Source organism: Mesorhizobium sp. M1A.F.Ca.ET.072.01.1.1 (assembly GCF_004023325.1).
Taxonomy (GTDB): Bacteria; Pseudomonadota; Alphaproteobacteria; order Rhizobiales; family Rhizobiaceae; genus Mesorhizobium.
In genome coordinates, this window is the sequence record NZ_RZSF01000131.1 from 1 (window position 1) to 16839 (window position 16839).

Annotated in this window: 17 protein-coding genes and 1 pseudogene; 11 read left to right on the plus strand and 7 right to left on the minus strand. The window is 63.3% G+C overall.

What is annotated here, in order from left to right:
• From EOA32_RS18705 to EOA32_RS18715, 3 genes are all read right to left on the minus strand, one after another.
• Window positions 1-441 (minus strand): enoyl-CoA hydratase-related protein (locus EOA32_RS18705; protein ID WP_189407226.1); only part of this gene is annotated, 441 nt, incomplete at its 3' end.
• Window positions 442-481: 40 nt separating this feature from the next.
• The gene (mutM, locus tag EOA32_RS18710) at window positions 482-1372 is read right to left on the minus strand and encodes a bifunctional DNA-formamidopyrimidine glycosylase/DNA-(apurinic or apyrimidinic site) lyase (protein ID WP_128372525.1); all 891 of its coding nucleotides are present in this window, start codon (window positions 1370-1372) and stop codon (window positions 482-484) included.
• Complete coding sequence (locus EOA32_RS18715; protein WP_128372526.1) at window positions 1356-2603, minus strand: phosphopentomutase; 1248 nt, start codon at window positions 2601-2603, stop codon at window positions 1356-1358. The genes mutM and EOA32_RS18715 overlap by 17 nt, the downstream gene beginning before the upstream one ends.
• Window positions 2604-2731: 128 nt before the next feature.
• Here EOA32_RS18715 and EOA32_RS18720 point away from each other — a divergent pair, with 128 nt between their 5' ends.
• Entirely contained in the window at window positions 2732-3658 is a 927-nt protein-coding gene (locus EOA32_RS18720; protein ID WP_128372527.1) for a PhnD/SsuA/transferrin family substrate-binding protein, read from the plus strand.
• Between the two features lie 4 nt (window positions 3659-3662).
• On the opposite strand, the gene EOA32_RS18725 is transcribed toward EOA32_RS18720, so the two are convergent.
• The 3 genes from EOA32_RS18725 to EOA32_RS18735 all read right to left on the minus strand — a co-directional run bounded on the left by EOA32_RS18725 (window position 3663) and on the right by EOA32_RS18735 (window position 5577).
• Window positions 3663-4283, minus strand: coding sequence for a TadE/TadG family type IV pilus assembly protein (locus EOA32_RS18725; protein WP_128372528.1), 621 nt, complete (start codon window positions 4281-4283; stop codon window positions 3663-3665).
• A gap of 129 nt (window positions 4284-4412) precedes the next feature.
• Complete coding sequence (locus tag EOA32_RS18730) at window positions 4413-4988, minus strand: TadE/TadG family type IV pilus assembly protein (RefSeq protein WP_245499321.1); 576 nt, start codon at window positions 4986-4988, stop codon at window positions 4413-4415.
• A 166-nt stretch (window positions 4989-5154) separates the two neighbouring features.
• The gene (locus EOA32_RS18735) at window positions 5155-5577 is read right to left on the minus strand and encodes a pilus assembly protein N-terminal domain-containing protein (protein ID WP_066996418.1); all 423 of its coding nucleotides are present in this window, start codon (window positions 5575-5577) and stop codon (window positions 5155-5157) included.
• A gap of 356 nt (window positions 5578-5933) precedes the next feature.
• Between EOA32_RS18735 and EOA32_RS18740 the strand changes: the two genes are divergently transcribed.
• The 9 genes from EOA32_RS18740 (at window position 5934) to EOA32_RS18780 (ending at window position 15183) form a co-directional block, all read left to right on the plus strand.
• On the plus strand, window positions 5934-6107 hold the full coding sequence (locus tag EOA32_RS18740; RefSeq protein WP_067324571.1) for a Flp family type IVb pilin: 174 nt from the start codon (window positions 5934-5936) through the stop codon (window positions 6105-6107).
• 170 nt (window positions 6108-6277) lie between these two features.
• Window positions 6278-6796, plus strand: a complete 519-nt coding sequence (locus EOA32_RS18745; protein ID WP_128372530.1) for a prepilin peptidase — start codon at window positions 6278-6280, stop codon at window positions 6794-6796.
• A 276-nt stretch (window positions 6797-7072) separates the two neighbouring features.
• Window positions 7073-7885: a Flp pilus assembly protein CpaB gene (gene cpaB, locus EOA32_RS18750; RefSeq protein WP_067324575.1), complete on the plus strand. Its 813-nt coding sequence runs from the start codon at window positions 7073-7075 to the stop codon at window positions 7883-7885.
• Window positions 7882-9411, plus strand: a complete 1530-nt coding sequence (locus EOA32_RS18755; protein ID WP_128372531.1) for a type II and III secretion system protein family protein — start codon at window positions 7882-7884, stop codon at window positions 9409-9411. The genes cpaB and EOA32_RS18755 overlap by 4 nt, the downstream gene beginning before the upstream one ends.
• A 14-nt stretch (window positions 9412-9425) precedes the next feature.
• On the plus strand, window positions 9426-10163 hold the full coding sequence (locus tag EOA32_RS18760; protein ID WP_128372532.1) for a CpaD family pilus assembly protein: 738 nt from the start codon (window positions 9426-9428) through the stop codon (window positions 10161-10163).
• Window positions 10164-10194: 31 nt separating this feature from the next.
• Window positions 10195-11478 (plus strand): CpaE family protein, encoded by a 1284-nt coding sequence (locus EOA32_RS18765; protein WP_189407228.1) that lies wholly within the window; start codon window positions 10195-10197, stop codon window positions 11476-11478.
• A gap of 30 nt (window positions 11479-11508) precedes the next feature.
• Complete coding sequence (locus EOA32_RS18770; RefSeq protein ID WP_128372534.1) at window positions 11509-13008, plus strand: CpaF family protein; 1500 nt, start codon at window positions 11509-11511, stop codon at window positions 13006-13008.
• Window positions 13009-13139: 131 nt separating this feature from the next.
• Complete coding sequence (locus tag EOA32_RS18775; RefSeq protein ID WP_066996441.1) at window positions 13140-14153, plus strand: type II secretion system F family protein; 1014 nt, start codon at window positions 13140-13142, stop codon at window positions 14151-14153.
• A 13-nt stretch (window positions 14154-14166) separates the two neighbouring features.
• Window positions 14167-15183, plus strand: coding sequence for a type II secretion system F family protein (locus EOA32_RS18780; RefSeq protein WP_066996444.1), 1017 nt, complete (start codon window positions 14167-14169; stop codon window positions 15181-15183).
• A 185-nt stretch (window positions 15184-15368) separates the two neighbouring features.
• Here the strand turns inward: EOA32_RS18780 and EOA32_RS18785 are convergent, their stop codons facing one another.
• Window positions 15369-16187, minus strand: coding sequence for a tetratricopeptide repeat protein (locus EOA32_RS18785; protein ID WP_095777481.1), 819 nt, complete (start codon window positions 16185-16187; stop codon window positions 15369-15371).
• 122 nt (window positions 16188-16309) lie between these two features.
• Here EOA32_RS18785 and EOA32_RS18790 point away from each other — a divergent pair.
• Window positions 16310-16839: pseudogene (locus EOA32_RS18790) on the plus strand (leucyl aminopeptidase family protein); the annotation flags it as partial.

Consider the following 16839-nt stretch of genomic DNA (forward strand, 5'->3'; position numbering starts at 1 on the left):
GGTCAATCGCTGCGATCCGCCCATGCCCGGCATGACGCCGAGCGTGATCTCGGGCTGGCCGAATTTTGCGTTGTCGGCTGCGATGATGAAATCGCACATCATGGCCAGCTCGCAGCCGCCGCCAAGCGCGTAGCCGGCGACCGCGGCGATGATCGGCTTGCGCGCACGGGTGAGCTCCTCCCACCCGACAAAGAAGTCCTGAGTATAGGCGTCGACAAAGGAGATCGCCTGCATTTCCTTGATGTCGGCGCCGGCCGCGAAGGCTTTTTCCGAACCCGTGAGCACCATCGCACCGATGCCGGCATCGGCGCCGAACGCATTCACCGCCGCCACGATCTCGGCCAGCACCTGCGAATTCAGGGCATTGAGCGCCTTCGGCCGGTTCAGCGTGATCAGCCCGACCTTGCCGCGTGTCTCCACGAGAATGGTTTCATAGGCCATGGCATCGTCTCCTCGCTTCGGTTGAGGAGACCGGTCTAGCTCACCGCTGACAGGTCCGGCAATAGAAGGTCGATCGGCCGCTCTGCACGATCCGCTCGATATGGCCGCTGCAGCCCGGTTTCGGACATGGCTCGCCTTCGCGGCCATAGACCGCGAAGGAATGCTGGAAATAGCCAAGCGTCCCGTCTGCCTGGACATAGTCGCGCAGCGAGGATCCGCCGGCGGCGATCGCGTCGGCGATGACCGAGCGGATGGCGGCGGCCAGGCGTTCGCATTGCTCTTTCGCTCTCTTGCCGGAGCCGGCTATGGTGCCGGCTTCGCGCAGCGGCGACAGGCCGGCGCGCCACAGCGCTTCCGACACATATATGTTGCCGAGCCCGGCGATCAGCCGCTGGTCGAGCAACGCGGCCTTGAGCGGCGATCTGCGGCCTTCGAGCAGCGAGGCGAGCAGGGGACCGTCGAGCGCATTGCCGGTCGGCTCGATGCCCAGCCCCGCCAGCATTGGATGCGTGTCCGGCGCGCCTTCGGCAAACAGCATGAAGCCGAAACGGCGCGGGTCGTTGAAGATGACGCGGGACCGCTCGCCCTTCGGGGAGTCGACATCGAATACGACGTGGTCATGCGCCGCGCTCTTCGAGCGCTCGTGATGGAAGCTGCCGGGAATTTGTCCGTTCCCATCGGTTTCGACGCGGAACGATCCCGACATGCCGAGATGGCAGATCAGCACCGGACCGTTTTCGATGTGCATCGTCAGATATTTGGCGCGCCTGCCAAGCGCCGTCACGGTCTTGCCGGCAAGCCGCTCCGAGAACCGTTCGGGAAAGGGAAAGCGAAGGTCTGGCCGTCGCGCCTCGACATTGACGAGCCGCGCCCCTTCCAGGACCGGCTGCAGCCCCCGCCGCACCGTTTCGACTTCAGGCAGTTCCGGCATGGCCGCCTATCGTCGCGAGGAAAGAGGTGCCGTGGCGGCCAGGCGCAAGCCCGAGATGATCCGCGATGGTTTCGCCGATATCGGCGAAGGTCGGCCTGAGCCCGATGTCGCCGCCCTTCAGTCCCGGCCCTATCCCGATCACCGGAACGCGTTCGCGGGTATGATCGGTGCCGCGCCAGGTCGGATCGTTGCCGTGATCGGCGGTGAGGATGAGAAGGTCGCCCGACTTGAAGCGCGACAGCGCTTCCGGCAGCCGGCGATCGAAGGCCTCGAGCGCTCCGGCATAGCCGGCGACATCGCGCCGATGGCCGAACTCGGTATCGAAATCGACGAAATTGGCAAAGACCAGATCGCCTTCGCCGGCGTCGTCCATGGCGGAGAGCGCCTTGTCGAACATCGCCATGTTGCCGCCCGCCTTGCGCACCTCCGCGATGCCGCGATGGCCGAAGATGTCGCCGATCTTGCCGACGGCGATGACCTTGCTGCCGCGCTCGGTCAGCCGGTCGAGCAAGGTCGGCTCCGGCGGCGGCACGGCATAGTCGCGGCGGTTGTGGGTGCGCTGGAAGGTGGCGCTTGTCTCGCCTACGAAGGGCCGCGCGATCACCCGCCCGATGTTGAGCGGATCGACCAGCCGGCGCACCGTCAGGCAAAGCTCGTAGAGCCGCTCCAGGCCGAAATGCGTCTCGTGCGCGGCGATTTGCAATACGGAGTCGACCGATGTGTAACAGATGGGCTTGCCGGTCCGGATGTGTTCCTCGCCGAAGCGCTCGATGATCTCGGTTCCTGGCGCATGGCAATCGCCGAGGATGCCCGGCACCTTGCCTTCGCGGATGATCGCGCCGGTCAGCTCGGCCGGGAAGGCGGGCACGGTGTCGGGAAAATAACCCCAGTCGAAACGCACGGGCAGGCCGGCAATCTCCCAATGGCCCGACGGCGTGTCCTTGCCGCTCGAGACCTCCTGGGCAGCGCCATGGAACGACGCGGCAAGCAGCGGCGCGTCGACGTCGACCGTCAGCCCGGTTGCCGTCTGCGCGGCGCGGGCAAGCCCGAGCGAGATCATGTTGGGCACGGCGAGCGGTCCGCTGCGCAGGCCTCCACGATCCGCACGGCCCTCGGCGCAAGCCTGCGCGATGTGTCCGAATGTGTCGGCGCCGGCATCGCCGTAGCGTTCGGCATCGGCCGCTCCGCCGATGCCGAAAGAATCGAGAACGAATAGGAAAGCCCGCGCCATAGGGGTGCCATCGTGCCAATCTAACCAGCCAGACATAGAGTTCCGCAGCGGCGTTGGCAAATCGGATACCAGACCGCAACGGCTTGGTGCAAAGTGGTGCGGATCGAGGGAGTGCGGCAAGGATGGGCATGGGCGTAAGATCGGCGGCAAGCCAGGCATTGAGGACCTGCGCGGTGGCTCTCGCGGCGCTCTCCGCGGCCCCGCCGGCGCATGCCGACTGGCGCGACCACATCGGCACGTTTCGCATAGGAATCGTCGCCGAGCCTGGAGGAGGCAACACGGTACCTGGTCTGGCCCGCTTGACGGATGCCTATACGAACGCTCTCGGCATGAAGGTCGAGTTCGTGGTTGCTCGCGACTATGCGGCATTGATCGAGGCTCAGGCGAGCGGCCGCATACAGTATGCGGTCTATTCGGCGCTCGCCTATGCTACGGCTTCGGAGCGCTGCGGCTGTGTCGAGCCGCTGGTGGCGCCTGTCGATGCCGATGGAGCCGCCGGCGTCCGTTCCGTGCTGGTGACGCGCGACGGCAAAGTGCCGGGCCTCACAGCGATCGCCTCGCATCGGATCGCCATCGCGCCCGCCGACAATGTCGCCGGTTTTCTCCTGCCGCTGACCGGACTGGCCGGCGAAGGCGTGCCGATCGCGCAGGATTCACCTTTCCTGGCGCGCGCCTCGTCGGCCACCGCGGCCGAGGCGATGCTCGGCGACGGCGAAGCCGACGGCCTGTTCGGCTGGGAGCCTGTCGGCGCCGACGGCCAGCCTACCGACACGGGCGGCACCATCCTGCGGCTTGTGGCCGCCGGCGTCCCGAAGACGTCGCTTCGGGTGCTGTGGAACTCGGCTCCGCTGCGATATGGGCCTCATGCGGTGCGCAGCGATCTCGACGCCGAAGCCAAGCGCCGGCTGGCCGTGTTTCTGACCAATCTCAAGTCGCTGACTCCGGACGTCTACGATCTTCTGGAGCCGACGCACTCCGGCGGCTTCGAACTGGCCGTCTCAAAGGACTATGCAACGGCCCTGGCCATCGTGCGGCGGGAAACTGGCGGGAATTAGTCCGTCAGCAGTCGGTGCAAGGAACCGTAGGACCGCGGCGCGGCCTCAGATAGTATGTTTCGCCCATCAATATGTTGTTGAAGGCCGAGGTCAATCCAAGCGTCGACGAACTGTCGGCGGACCAGGTGATGATCGGCTTATAGCCGAGGTCGCTTTCCACCCGGACAAGGAAGGTGTTGCGGATATTCAGCGTCGGCGGAACGGTGGTGGGACTGGTCTTCGCCGCGTCGGCGCTATAGGTGGTGCCCACAAGCTTGCGCGACCAGGCCACCGTCGCCTTGGGCGATGCCTCGTCGGAGATCTGGATCCCGGTGATGATGATTGTCGGCGTGGAGCGGTTGTAGGGCTGCAGCGTCGAGGTGCCGATCTTCATGATCGCATCGAGATCGGCTTTCGTGACGCTGGTCTGCTGCGTGACGAGATCCGCCACCATGCTGCCGATGCGGCTGACCTTCTTGCTGGTCTCGATGGCCTGCGAGGCTTCCATCGTGATGAAGTACATGATGAGCAGCACCGGCACGATGAACGCGAACTCGATTGCCGCGACGCCGCGGCGATCGAGGCAAAACCGTGCCGCCTTCGTCACGAAAGCCGAAATTCGCCGCTGTGCCCCCGCACGGTACATATCCTACCCCCACACCGCCGTAAGTCTCGGCCGGCCGCAATCTTGAAGCATGTCTCCCGAAGTGGACCCGGTTTCGGGAGACATGCCGAAAATCAAAAAGCCAAAGCAGGTCGCCTCACGCGACCTCCTTTAGTCGTCGAATGGTTCGTTCTGCCAGGTCACCGATGCGAAGTGCAGCGTCTTGCCGCCATTCAGATTGGCCATTTGTTTGGCCAGGAAATCGGTGATCACCGGCCATTTGTAGAAAACCCGCAGCATGTTCTTCGATTCCGCCAGCCCCGGCGACACCGTGAAAGTCGTCGAGCTCGTGCCGGTCAGCACGATTTCGCCGTTCTGGATCTTGAAGCCCGCCGCTGCGGCGTCGGCGAAGGTCGGATATTCGCGCAGGTCCACCAACAGGGAAGCATTTGACCCGGAACCGGGGCAGTTCGTGGCGACCATGATCTCCAGCCTGTCGCAGATCAGCGTCTTGATCGAGGCGTCGGTGACGTTGGCCTTCTTGAGCTGGCCGGTTCGCAGCTGGCGCGCGATATCGTCGGTGGCGTTGGCCATCACTTCCTGGCCGGCGAACGAGATGCAGCTCTCCAGAATGGCGAAAACGAGCAACGCGAACGGCATGGCCAGCATTGCGAATTCCAATGCCGTGCTGCCGCGCCTGTCGCTGAAGAAACCGGGGCGTGGCTTTGCCTCGGCCTTGCCGTCCATTCCGCCCTTGGGCGCCGGATCCCTGCTCATGTTCCGTTCCTGCCGATCCCTTGCAATGTCGGCTGCAACCTATCGGCCACCCATTGAGGTCCGGTTTGGATCAGCGTTAAACTCGGTGGGCTGCCCTTAACCCGCTGTTAACCTGCGGGCGCTTGCGTCCTTAAGCTCAGCGGGCTGCGTTCATTTCCGTTTCGGACGTTTTCTCAGCCTCGCTCTTGTACGAGCTTTCGCAGTAGGGCGTGCAGGACATGGTTTGGACTTCGGCGCGTCGATAGATGCGCACCGAGGACGCGGCTTGCCTGACGACCGTCACCTGCTCATCGATGATCGGGCTGCCATCGGAATCGAGCACGACCAGATTGGTCACGCCGAAACCCTTGCCGGTGAGAACGACCGTCGAGGCGTCCTGCACGGCGGCATCGGCGATGGCCGGATTGCCGACGACGATCGTATCGGCCGCGCGCGACAACTTGACGATCTTTGCTTGATTCATGGTGACCTCGATGCCGGCGCCGGCGCTGGCCGGCATGACGGATGCGGCGACAGCCAACAGTGCGACGACTGAAAATGGCGATCTCGACGAGGTCATTGAAGCGCTCCGGAGCGGCAGACTGTTCAACGGAACATGAACGAAATTGGTGAACCGACGGTTAAGCGCCGCATGGCCGCGATAAGGATTGGTCGGCTCCGCGGTCATAAGCCGACAACCTACGCTGCTTTAGCGAAATCGCGGATGGGCCGGATCTCCGCGCTTTTCCTGTCCGCCGCTCCGCCTCTGGAGGTTTAGGCCACGGTTAACCAAGCAACGGGATCGCCTCCGGAAAGGAATCGGTAAGGGTATTTATTAAGCCGATCGAAAGGGCTTCCCCCTAGATTTGGCACATCCGATCAACCGGCAAGAGAAGTTGACGGAAGTGCTGTAACACGTGGAGTAGGAGCTCTCGAATGTCTAACCTCATCGCACGTTTCGTAAAGGACGAATCCGGCGCGACCGCCATCGAATACGGTCTGATCGCCGCCCTCATCGCGCTCGCCATCATGGTCGGCGCCGGCCAGCTCGGCACTGCCCTGAACACCAAGTTCAAGGCAATTGCCAGTGCGGTCCAAAACTCCAACTAAGAACAACCGAGGACGACGAAGTCGCTCTCGACGAGAAGGGCCGCCTCGAGGCGGCCCTTGTTCGTTGCAGCATCTGGTTGCGCGCGAATTTGATCGTCGGCACTCACCGACCGTTAATGGCGTGTGGCTAGACTGGGCGAGTTACTTTTCTCACGGCATTGTGTTGTCTCATGCTTGAAGCTGTAATCTTCGTCGTCTTTCCCTTCTGCATGCTGTTTGCGGCGATCTCCGACATGCTTTCGATGACGATCGCCAACCGCGTGCCGGTGCTGCTCGTGGCGACGTTCGCTCTGGTCGCTCCTTTGACCGGGATGGACTGGGCCATCTATGGCGGGCATTTCGCGGCAGGTGCCCTGGTGCTGGCCGCGACGTTCGGACTGTTCGCGCTCGGCGGCATGGGCGGCGGCGATGCCAAGCTGCTGGCCGCGACCGCCGTATGGATGGGGCTCAACATCAATCTCGTCGGCTACCTGGTGACCTCGACATTGATCGGCGGCCTGCTGACGGTTGCCATTCTGGCCTACCGGAAATCCCCATTTGCGGTTTACACCGGCCACAACCGTTTTCTCCGCCATTTCGCCGACGAGACCGCAGGCATTCCTTATGGCGTCGCGCTTGGTCTCGGCGGGCTTATCACATTTCCGGATTCTCCGCTGATGGTCTGGGCGCTGGATAGGCTCACCGCCTAAAAAGATATCGCCATCTTCGGATGCGCTCGGTGCGCTTCGGAGTCTGGCTTTACGCCTACCAAACAGCTTGTTGCCTTCGGAAAATCCGTTTCTGTGACAAGGGTTCTCGCGGCGCTTGGCCGCCTTTTTTTGTTAACGGCAAGGCGGTTCGGTCCAATTTGAGTAAACGTTAAATTAATCACGATCGTAAGCATTGCATTAACCTTGTTTTGACGATTGCGGCTGCAAAGTCCGGCTTGGCGAGGTGGTTTGCCTTGAGGCGAAGGGTCCGGACGAATGCCAGCATCCCGACTGATTATTCTGAGCGTGGCCGTGGCCGCGGCGGGTGGCGCGGGTTATGTCGCGAAGAACATGGTAGTGGCGCCGCCGGCTCAAGTCGTCGTCAACGCTCCCAAGCAGCCGGCGATCGCGCTGCAAGACGTGCTGGCGCTTTCCGGCGATGTCGCAATGGGCAGCCAGCTCGGTGACAACATCAGGTGGGAGCAGTGGCCGGCGAGCGGCATCAACGCCAATTTCATCACCCGTGCGGCCGAACCGGACGCAGTCGAAAAGCTGAAGGGCTCGGTGGCGCGTGTAGCCATGTATGCCGGTGAGCCGTTGCGGCGCTCCAAGCTGGTCGGCGAGGGGCAGAGCTTCATGTCCTCGATCCTGCCGTCCGGCATGCGCGCGGTCGCGACCGCCATATCGGCCGATACGTCCGCCGGCGGCTTCATCCTGCCCAATGACTTCGTCGACGTCATCATGACCCGGCGGGCCGACGCCAGCAATGGCGGCAGCGGCTTCAATACCGAGACCATCCTGAAGAACATCCGTGTCCTGGCCATCGACCAGACCATCCAGGAGGACGAGGAAGGCAAGAAGACCAGGGTCGGCCAGACCGCGACGCTGGAGCTCACGCCGCAGCAGGCGGAGATCATCACGGTGGCGCAGCAGATGGCGGACCGCCTGACGCTCGCGCTGCGTTCGATCACCGACACGAATGAGAAGAACCTGGGCGAGGCCGACTATCTGGTGAACGGCAATGGCCGGCGCGGCACGGTGCGATTGATCAAGTCGGGCCAGGTTTCCGAAGTAGGAGCAAGGAAATGAGGCTAATCGGCAAACTGCCCGTCATCGCGGCGGCCGCAATCGGCCTGTTCCTGATCGGCACCAATGCACCTGGGCTCGTCGAGGCAAAGGCCGCGAACAGGGCAGCGGGTGTGACGGCCTCGGTTGCCTCGCAGCGCGTCAAGCTCGGCCTCAACAAGTCGGTGGTCATCGACCTGCCGAGCGACGCCTACGACATACTCGTCGCCAATCCCGCGGTCGCCGACGCAGTGACGCGCACGGCGCGCCGCATCTATCTGTTCGGCAAGGCGGTCGGCGAAACCAACATCTTCGTCTTCGGCCCCAACGGCGAGCAGATCGCCAGTCTTGACCTGGCGGTCGAACGCGACGTGGCCGGGCTGGAAGACTATCTCAAGCGCTTCCTCCCGACGTCGCAAATCAAGGTCGAGCTGCTGAACGACAACGTGATTCTCACCGGCAATGTCGATACACCGCTCGACGCCAAGCGCGCCGTCGATCTGGCCACCATCTTCGTCTCAGGCGGTGAAGCGACGACCGGCCAATATTCACAGACGGCCGCCGGCGGGTCCGCCAATGGCGGCGTCGACATCAACAATCCCGACCAGGAGCGCCGAGTTTCCAAGATCGTCAATCTGCTGCAGATCATCGGCGACGATCAGGTGACGCTGAAGGTGACGGTGGCCGAAGTCAGCCGCTCGGTGATGAAGCAGCTCGGCGTCAACATGATGGCCAGCGGCGGCAGCAACGGCATCTCCTGGGGCGCGCTCAGCGACCCTTACGCTGGTCTCGGTAAGCCGCTGTCGAACGCGGGCCTAGGGATCAGTGCGTCCGGGCTGCAGTCCTATATCAACGCAATGGAGCAGTCGGGGGTCATGAAGACCTTGGCCGAGCCGACCTTGACCGCCGTGTCCGGGGAGAAGGCGACCTTCAAGGTCGGCGGCGAATACAATATAGTGACCAATGTTACCGCCAACGTCTCCAACGACAACCAGACCGGCCTGAAGAACTATCAGGTCGAGAAGATCGAATACGGCATCGGATTGGAGTTTCAGCCGGTGGTGCTGTCACCCGGCCGCATCAGCCTGAAGGTGAGAACGTCGGTTTCCGAACCGACAACCGAGGGCTCCGTGTCGGCATCCACGGATAACAGCAGCATCGGCATGAACGCTTTGTCGCTCCGCAAACGCCTGGCCGATACGACGGTGGAACTGCCTTCCGGCGGCTCGATGATGATCGCAGGCCTCGTGCGCGACGACGTCAGGCAGGCCGTCGTTGGATTGCCCGGACTGACCAAGATTCCGGTGCTCGGCGCGCTCTTCCGCAGCCGCGACTTCGTGCGCAACGAGAGCGAGCTCGTGATCATCATCACGCCCTATCTGGCGCGGCCCGTGGCGCGCAACGAATTGGCCAAGCCCGACGATAATTTCAATGCGCCGAGCGACGGCGCTGGCATGTTCCTCGGTCGCGTCAATCGCGTCTACGGTACCATGCAGACCGATAGGCCACCTGGCCGTTACCACGGCGTCGTCGGCTTCATCTACAAGTGAGCGGGAAAGCGGACATGTCCAACTCAACAACGAAGGCGATGACGATCGCAGCGGCACAATCCGGCCGCGGACGATGCCGCGGGGCGTCTCCGGTCCTGGCGATCGCCCTTGCGGCGTCGCTCACCGGATGCGCCAACTTCCATCGCGACAGCGTGACGGTGGGCTCCATTCCGGACGACTACCGCACCAATCATCCGATCGTTATCGCCGAGAAGAACCAGAAGATCGACCTCCCTGTCGGCGCCGGTGATCGCGGCATGACCGCTTCGCAGCGCGACACTCTGCTCGGCTTCCTTGACGGCTACGACAGGAGCGCCGCGCCGGCGCTGACGATCGCGGCCCCGGTCGGTTCCGCGAACCAGGCCGCCGCCCAGGCCGCGAGCCGCGATTTCGCTAGGCTTGCGATGGCCGCAGGCGTCAAGCGCAACAATATCATCATGACCTCCTATCAGTCGGCCGTGCCCGAGGCTTCGGCGCCGGTCCGCGTGGCCTTCGTGGCGGTGAGGGCACAGACCGACAAATGCGGGCGTTGGCCCGAGGATCTGACCGAGACTTCCGAGAACAAGCACTACGCCGATTTCGGGTGCTCCTATCAGAACAACCTCGCCGCCCAGATGGCCAATCCCAACGATCTGCTCGGGCCACGCAAGCAGTCCGACATCGATGCCGAAAATCGCGGCGCGGTGATCGACGTCTATCGGGCGAGAGGCATTTCGGATGAGTTCCTCGGCAATTCGGAAGTGACTTACTGAGCCCGCGGCGGATCACGGAAAGAGCATGACGATGAGCAATCTTGCCTACGACACGCCTGCGGATACCGGCGATCTTTCGCAACAGGACATCGCCGCCATGCAGGCGCTGCGCCCGGTGCCGCGCATCTCGATCCAGGCTTTTTGCGAGACCGAAGGCGTCGCAAATCCGATCGGGCGCGCCGGCGAGGATCGCCGCATGGCCAAGGCCCATCTCAGGGTCCATATGGGCGGCATCGCCACCGCGATCGAATTCTACCAGTCGGCGCCGACGCCAAACCTGATCCTGCTGGAATCGCGCAGCGAGCCGAAACAGCTGCTGGAGCAGCTCGCTCAGCTCGCCGAATATTGCGATCCGACCTCGAAGGTCGTGGTCATCGGCCATTACAACGATGTCGGACTCTACCGGGAGCTTATCCGTTCGGGCATTTCCGAATATGTCATCGCGCCGGTCTCGATGACCGATATCGTCAGCGTCGTCTCGTCGATCTTCGTCGATCCCGAGTCCGATCCGATCGGCCGCTCCATCGCCTTCATCGGCGCCAAGGGCGGCGTCGGCTCCTCGACGATCGCCCACAACGTCGCCTGGGCGATGTCGTCCTTGTTCAAGTCCGAAGTCGTCGTCGCCGATCTCGATCTCGCCTTCGGCACCGCCAACATCAACTTCGACCGGGACCCCGCGCAGGGCATCGCCGAGGCGGTGTTTTCGCCCGAGCGCGTCGATGAGGTCTATCTCGACCGGCTGCTCGCGCAATGCGCCGAGCATTTGTCGCTGCTGGCGGCACCGTCCACGCTCGAGCGCGTCTATGATTTCGATCCGGACGCCTTCTCCCAGGTCATCGAAACGGCGCAGCGCAGCGCGCCTTTGCTCGTGCTCGACGTCCCTCACGTCTGGAGCGGTTGGACCAAGAGCACGCTGATCAAGGCCGACGAGATCGTCATCACGGCCACGCCGGAACTCGCCAATCTGCGCAACACCAAGAATATGGTCGACATGCTGAAGCGGCTGCGTCCGAACGACCCGCCGCCGAAGCTGATCATCAACCAGGCGGGCGTTCCGAAACGCCCGGAGATCGCGGCATCGGATTTTTCCGAACCGCTCGGCATCACACCCATGGCGGTGATCAATTTCGAGCCGCTGCTGTTCGGCAACGCGGCCAACAACGGCCGCATGCTCGGCGAAATGGACGCCAAGAGTCCGATCGTCGGCACGATCAACGAAATAGCGCATGTGCTGACAGGGCGCAGCGAGATCAAGGCGAAGAAGAAGGCAAGCCTTGGGGCCATCCTCGGCAAGCTTTCACGCAGCAAGAAGTGACGCTCGCTGAGCGGCATCGGGTAGTCGATAATGTTTGGTAAAAGAGGCACAGACGACGGCAGCCGGGCAGCTCCCGAATTCCGTCCGCCAGCACCTCCTCCGGCCGCTCCCGCTCCGGCTGGGACGATCGCTGTCGATCGGCCGGCCGCGCCCGCGCCGAGCACGCCCGCCGCGTCCCCCACTCGCCGTCCGGTGGAGGCGCCGCCAATGGCGCCCGAGCCGCCGAAAAGGGTCCAGCGCGAGCGCGGCGAAACCTATTATGACACCAAGAGCCAGGTGTTTTCCGCGCTCATCGACACGATCGATCTTTCGCAGCTCGCCAAGCTCGATCCGGAAAGCGCGCGCGAGGAAATCCGCGACATCGTCAACGACATCATCGCGATCAAGAATTTCGCGATGTCGATCTCCGAGCAGGAAGAGTTGCTCGAGGACATCTGCAACGACGTGCTCGGCTATGGGCCGCTGGAGCCGCTGCTCGCGCGCGACGACATCGCCGACATCATGGTCAACGGTTCAAAGAACGTCTACATCGAGGTCAACGGCAAGGTCGAACCGACCAGCATTCGCTTCCGCGACAACCAGCAGCTGCTCAACATCTGCCAGCGTATCGTCAGCCAGGTCGGCCGCCGCGTCGACGAATCGAGCCCGATCTGCGACGCGCGCCTTCCCGACGGCTCGCGCGTCAACGTGATCGCGCCGCCGCTGTCGCTTGATGGCACCGCGCTAACCATCCGCAAGTTCAAGAAGGACAAGCTGACGCTCGACCAGCTGGTCAAGTTCGGCGCCATCTCGCCGCAAGGCGCGGAGATCCTGAAGATCATCGGCCGCGTCCGTTGCAACGTCGTCATCTCGGGCGGTACCGGCTCGGGCAAGACGACGCTGCTCAACTGCCTGACCAACTATATCGATCGCGAGGAGCGGGTCATCACCTGCGAGGACTCGGCCGAGCTGCAGCTGCAGCAGCCGCATGTGGTCCGTCTCGAAACCAGGCCGCCCAATCTCGAAGGCGAGGGCGAGGTGACCATGCGCGACCTCGTCAAGAACTGCCTGCGCATGCGGCCCGAGCGGATCATCGTCGGCGAGGTGCGCGGACCGGAAGTATTCGACCTTCTGCAGGCGATGAACACCGGCCATGACGGCTCGATGGGAACGATCCACTCCAACAGCCCGCGCGAATGTCTGAACCGTATTGAATCGATGATCGCCATGGGCGGCTATTCGCTGCCGCAGAGGACGGTGCGCGAGATCGTGGTCGGCTCGGTCGACGTGATCATCCAGGCGGCTCGTCTGCGCGACGGCTCGCGCCGCATCACCCACATCACCGAGGTGATCGGCATGGAAGGCGACGTCGTCATCACCCAGGACCTCGTCCTCTACAACATCAAGGGCGAGGACGCGAGCGGCCGTCTGATCGGCGAGCATGTCTCCACCGGCATCGGCCGCCCGCATTTCTGGGATCGTGCCCGCTACTATGGCGAGGAGCAGCGCCTCGCCAACGCGCTCGAGGCCATGGAGAAACGCGCTGACTAGAGCAATTCCAGGGAAGGTGCGTAGCGGTTTTCCGTCCGGAATTGCGTAAAAACAAATACTTAGAGCGGGTCAGCGCTTTTATCAAAAGCTGAACCGCTCTAGTGCATCTGGAGGTGTAGGGGCCCCGGTCGATGTTCGGAATTGACACCACGGTTCTGGCTTTCGTCGTGCTCGCGGGCCTCAGCGCCGGCGCGATAGCCTATGCTTTCCTGTTCAAGCGCATCGATAACGAAAAGCAGGCCGGCAAGCGGCTTGAAACGATCAAGACGGCCGAGACCGACCGATCGGTGGTGAAGGCTACGCGCGACCGCGCCGCGGAAGCGGTCAGACGGCGCAAGACGCTTCAGGATTCGCTCAAGCAGCTCGATGAAAAGCAGAAAACCAATGACCGCAACGTCAAGAAACCGCCGCTGAGGGCCCAGATCCGCCAGGCCGGCATGACCGTCTCCCTCGAGCGCTTCTACATCTACTCGGTGATCTGCGGCATCGTGCTTACGATCCTCGCCTTTCTTGCCGGCGCGCCGTTGCTGGTCCTGCCCGGCGCTCTCTTGGCCGGAGCCCTCGGCCTGCCGCGCTGGTTCGTCTCGTTTCGTCGCGCGCGCCGGGTGAAGGCCTTCCTGGAGGAATTCCCGAATGCCCTCGACATCATCGTGCGCGCGGTGAAGTCCGGTCTGCCGCTCAACGACGCGATCCGCCTGATCGCCAATGAATCCCCGGAGCCGGTCCGCTCCGAATTCCGCCGTATCGTCGATTCCCAGCAGATGGGTATGTCGATCCCCGATGCCACCATGCGCATGTCCGAGACCATGCCATGCACCGAGGCCGGCTTCTTCGGCATCGTCATCCAGATCCAGTCGCAGGCCGGCGGCAATCTCTCCGAAGCGCTGGGCAACCTTTCGCGCGTGCTGCGCGACCGCAAGAAGATGAAGGCCAAGGTACAGGCGCTGTCGATGGAAGCAAAGGCATCCGCCGTCATCATCGGCGCCCTGCCGTTCGTCGTCGCCTTTCTCGTCTATCTGACAAGTCCGAACTACATCATGCCGCTATTCACCACCAGCGTCGGCAATCTGATCCTCGGCTGCTCCGGCGTCTGGATGTCGATCGGCATCCTGGTGATGCGCAAGATGATGAACTTCGAAGTGTAGGGACGCGGATCCAATGACAGACCAGGTCGTCAAGACGCTAACCGATCCTTCGTTTCTTATCGCGCTCCTGGTCGGCATCGCGGTTTTTGCGACCGTCTTCACGCTCATGCCTGCGCTTGGCGGCAATCAGCTCAAGGCGCGCATGAAAACCGTGGCGCTCGAGCGTGATGAGCTGCGCGCCAAGCAGCGTCAGCGGCTCGCCAATGAAGCCGATCGCCGCCGCAAGGGTTTGCGCGAGGAACAGTCGATCGGCATGCGCAACATCGTCGAACGGCTGGATCTCAAGCGCGCGCTTGCCGACGAAGGCACGCTGCAGAAGTTGAAAGTTGCAGGCTTCCGCGGCCAGAATCCGCTGACGCGCTTCCTGTTCTTTCGTCTGATCCTGCCCTTCGTCGGATTCGCGCTCGCGGCGATCTACCTGTTCCTTCTCGGCGGTCTGGCGCAGCAGCCTGCCTTCATCAAGCTGTTCGTCTGCATTCTTGTCGCCTATGGCGGCTTCTATGCGCCGATCCTCTACGTCAACAACCGCGCCACCAAGCGCAAGCAGTCGATCCAACTGGCATGGCCGGACGCGCTCGACCTGATGCTGATCTGCGTCGAATCCGGCATGTCGGTGGAAGCAGCGCTTCGCAAGGTCGCCGACGAGATCGGTACTCAGTCCGTGGCGCTCGCCGAGGAATTCGTGCTCACCAATGCCGAGCTCTCCTATCTGCAGGACCGCAGGGTCGCTTACGAGAACCTGGCAAGCCGCACCGGCCTGGATTCGGTGAAGGCGGTGACCCAGGCTCTGGTCCAGGCGGAGCGCTACGGCACGCCGGTGGCGCATGCGCTGCGCGTGCTCGCCTCGGAAAGCCGCGACATGCGTATGAATGCGGCCGAAAAGAAGGCCGCAGCGCTGCCGCCGAAGCTCACCGTGCCGATGATCCTGTTCTTCCTGCCGGTTCTGTTCGCCATCATTCTAGGGCCGGCCGGCATCCAGGTCAGCCAGCGCGGCATCTTCGGCGATCAGCACAATTCCAGCAGCCAATAGGCGAAGCCATCGAAGTCATGACAAAAGCCGCGTGGCAGGCGGCGCGCGGCTTTGCTGTCTGGCCCAGCCTTGAAGCAATTCCAGGAAAAGCGTGTAACGGTTTCCGTCCGGAATTGCGGAAAAAACAAACAGCCAGAGCAGTTCGCGGTTTCCGTAAAACGGTGACCTGCTCTGGGTGCCGGCGGTCAGTTGGTCGCGACCTTCGCCTTGCCCTTGTCCTGATCCTTGAGCTGGCTCCAGGCGTTCTGCTGCGCAAGCATCTGGCGCAGATAGGCGATGTTGGCCTGCGCCTGCTCCGGCGAAAGCTCCTGCGAGGCGATCTTTTCGGCCTCGTCGAAGCGGCCCTGCAGGCCGACGACCAGCGCCAGATTCTGCCGCACCCGGCTGTCTGCGTTAGGCTGCTGCGCGGCCGAGCGCATATAGGTCTCGGCGGTGCGCAGATCCCCCTCCAGCACATAGGACATGCCGAGATTGGAAAGGATCGAGGGTTCGTTCGGCTTGAGCTCGAGCGCCTTCCGGTAGTCCTGACGTGCCTCGTCCCGCTGCCCCATCTGGTCGAGGATGGCGGCTTCCGCCGAAACCAGGCGCCAGTCCGGATATTCCGGCGTCTGCGCGCGGCGCACCGCATCGAGCGCCTGCTCGAACTGCCCGTTGGCGGCAAGCGCCTTGCCGTAGGCGGCGAGCACGTCGCGGTCCTTGGGGTAGGCTATCGCGAGCTTGCGCATCACCGCCAGCGACTGGTCGGCGTCGCCATCCATCTGCAGCGCCGCGGCATAGTTGGTGGCGATGCGTTTGTCGTTCGGGTTCCTGGCATAAGATTCGCCGAGCCTGGTCGTGGCGCTGTGCAGTTCGCTGGCCGACATCGTTTCCAGGGGCCGGTTGTCGGAGCGGGAAATGGAGCCGGTCGTGAACTTGCTGGTACTGCCGCAGCCGGCCACGCTGGCCGCCAGCACCGCCATCAATGCCGTGGTGACCAGACGCTTGGTTGTGAAGTTGATCGGCATCGGTGCCTATCTCCATTCCTGCGCGGCCATTAAGCTGGCCGTCTTCCCTCCCACAGAAATATTCTGTTAACCCTAACGGATCGTTAAGAAGCCGACTCGCTGTGCCGGCCGGAGACCATCGAATGCCTGTCGAACTCGTTGACCAGAAACCGGAAGCAGCCTTGCCAGTCTACCTTGTGGGAAAGGATGGCCTCGACGGCACTGGCCTTCCCCCTTCCGTCATCGCCTGGGCACGGGCCAATGGCTTTTCCGGCGAGGCGGGCCGCACGCTCGTTCTGCCGGCAGAAGGTGGCGGTCTCGCCGGCGCGCTGTCCGGTACCGGCGACGGCGAGAGCCAGCTTGCCGTGGGCGCCCTGGCGCGGTCGCTGCCCGAGGGCGAATGGCATTTCGCCCAGGAGCTGCCAGCGCCCGATCTTGCGGCGCTGGCCGTCGTCCTCGGCGGCTACGCCTTCACCCGCTACGGTAAGAAACCCGGCAGGGCGTTGCGCTTCGCGCTGCCGTCGGGCGCCGACGGCGCGCATGTGCGCCGCACCGCCGAGGCTATTTTCCTGACGCGCGACCTCGTCAACACGCCGACGAGCGACATGGGGCCGGATGAGTTGGAGGAGGCCGTCCAGGCAGTGGCAGCCGGGCACGGCGCCGACGTCTCCGT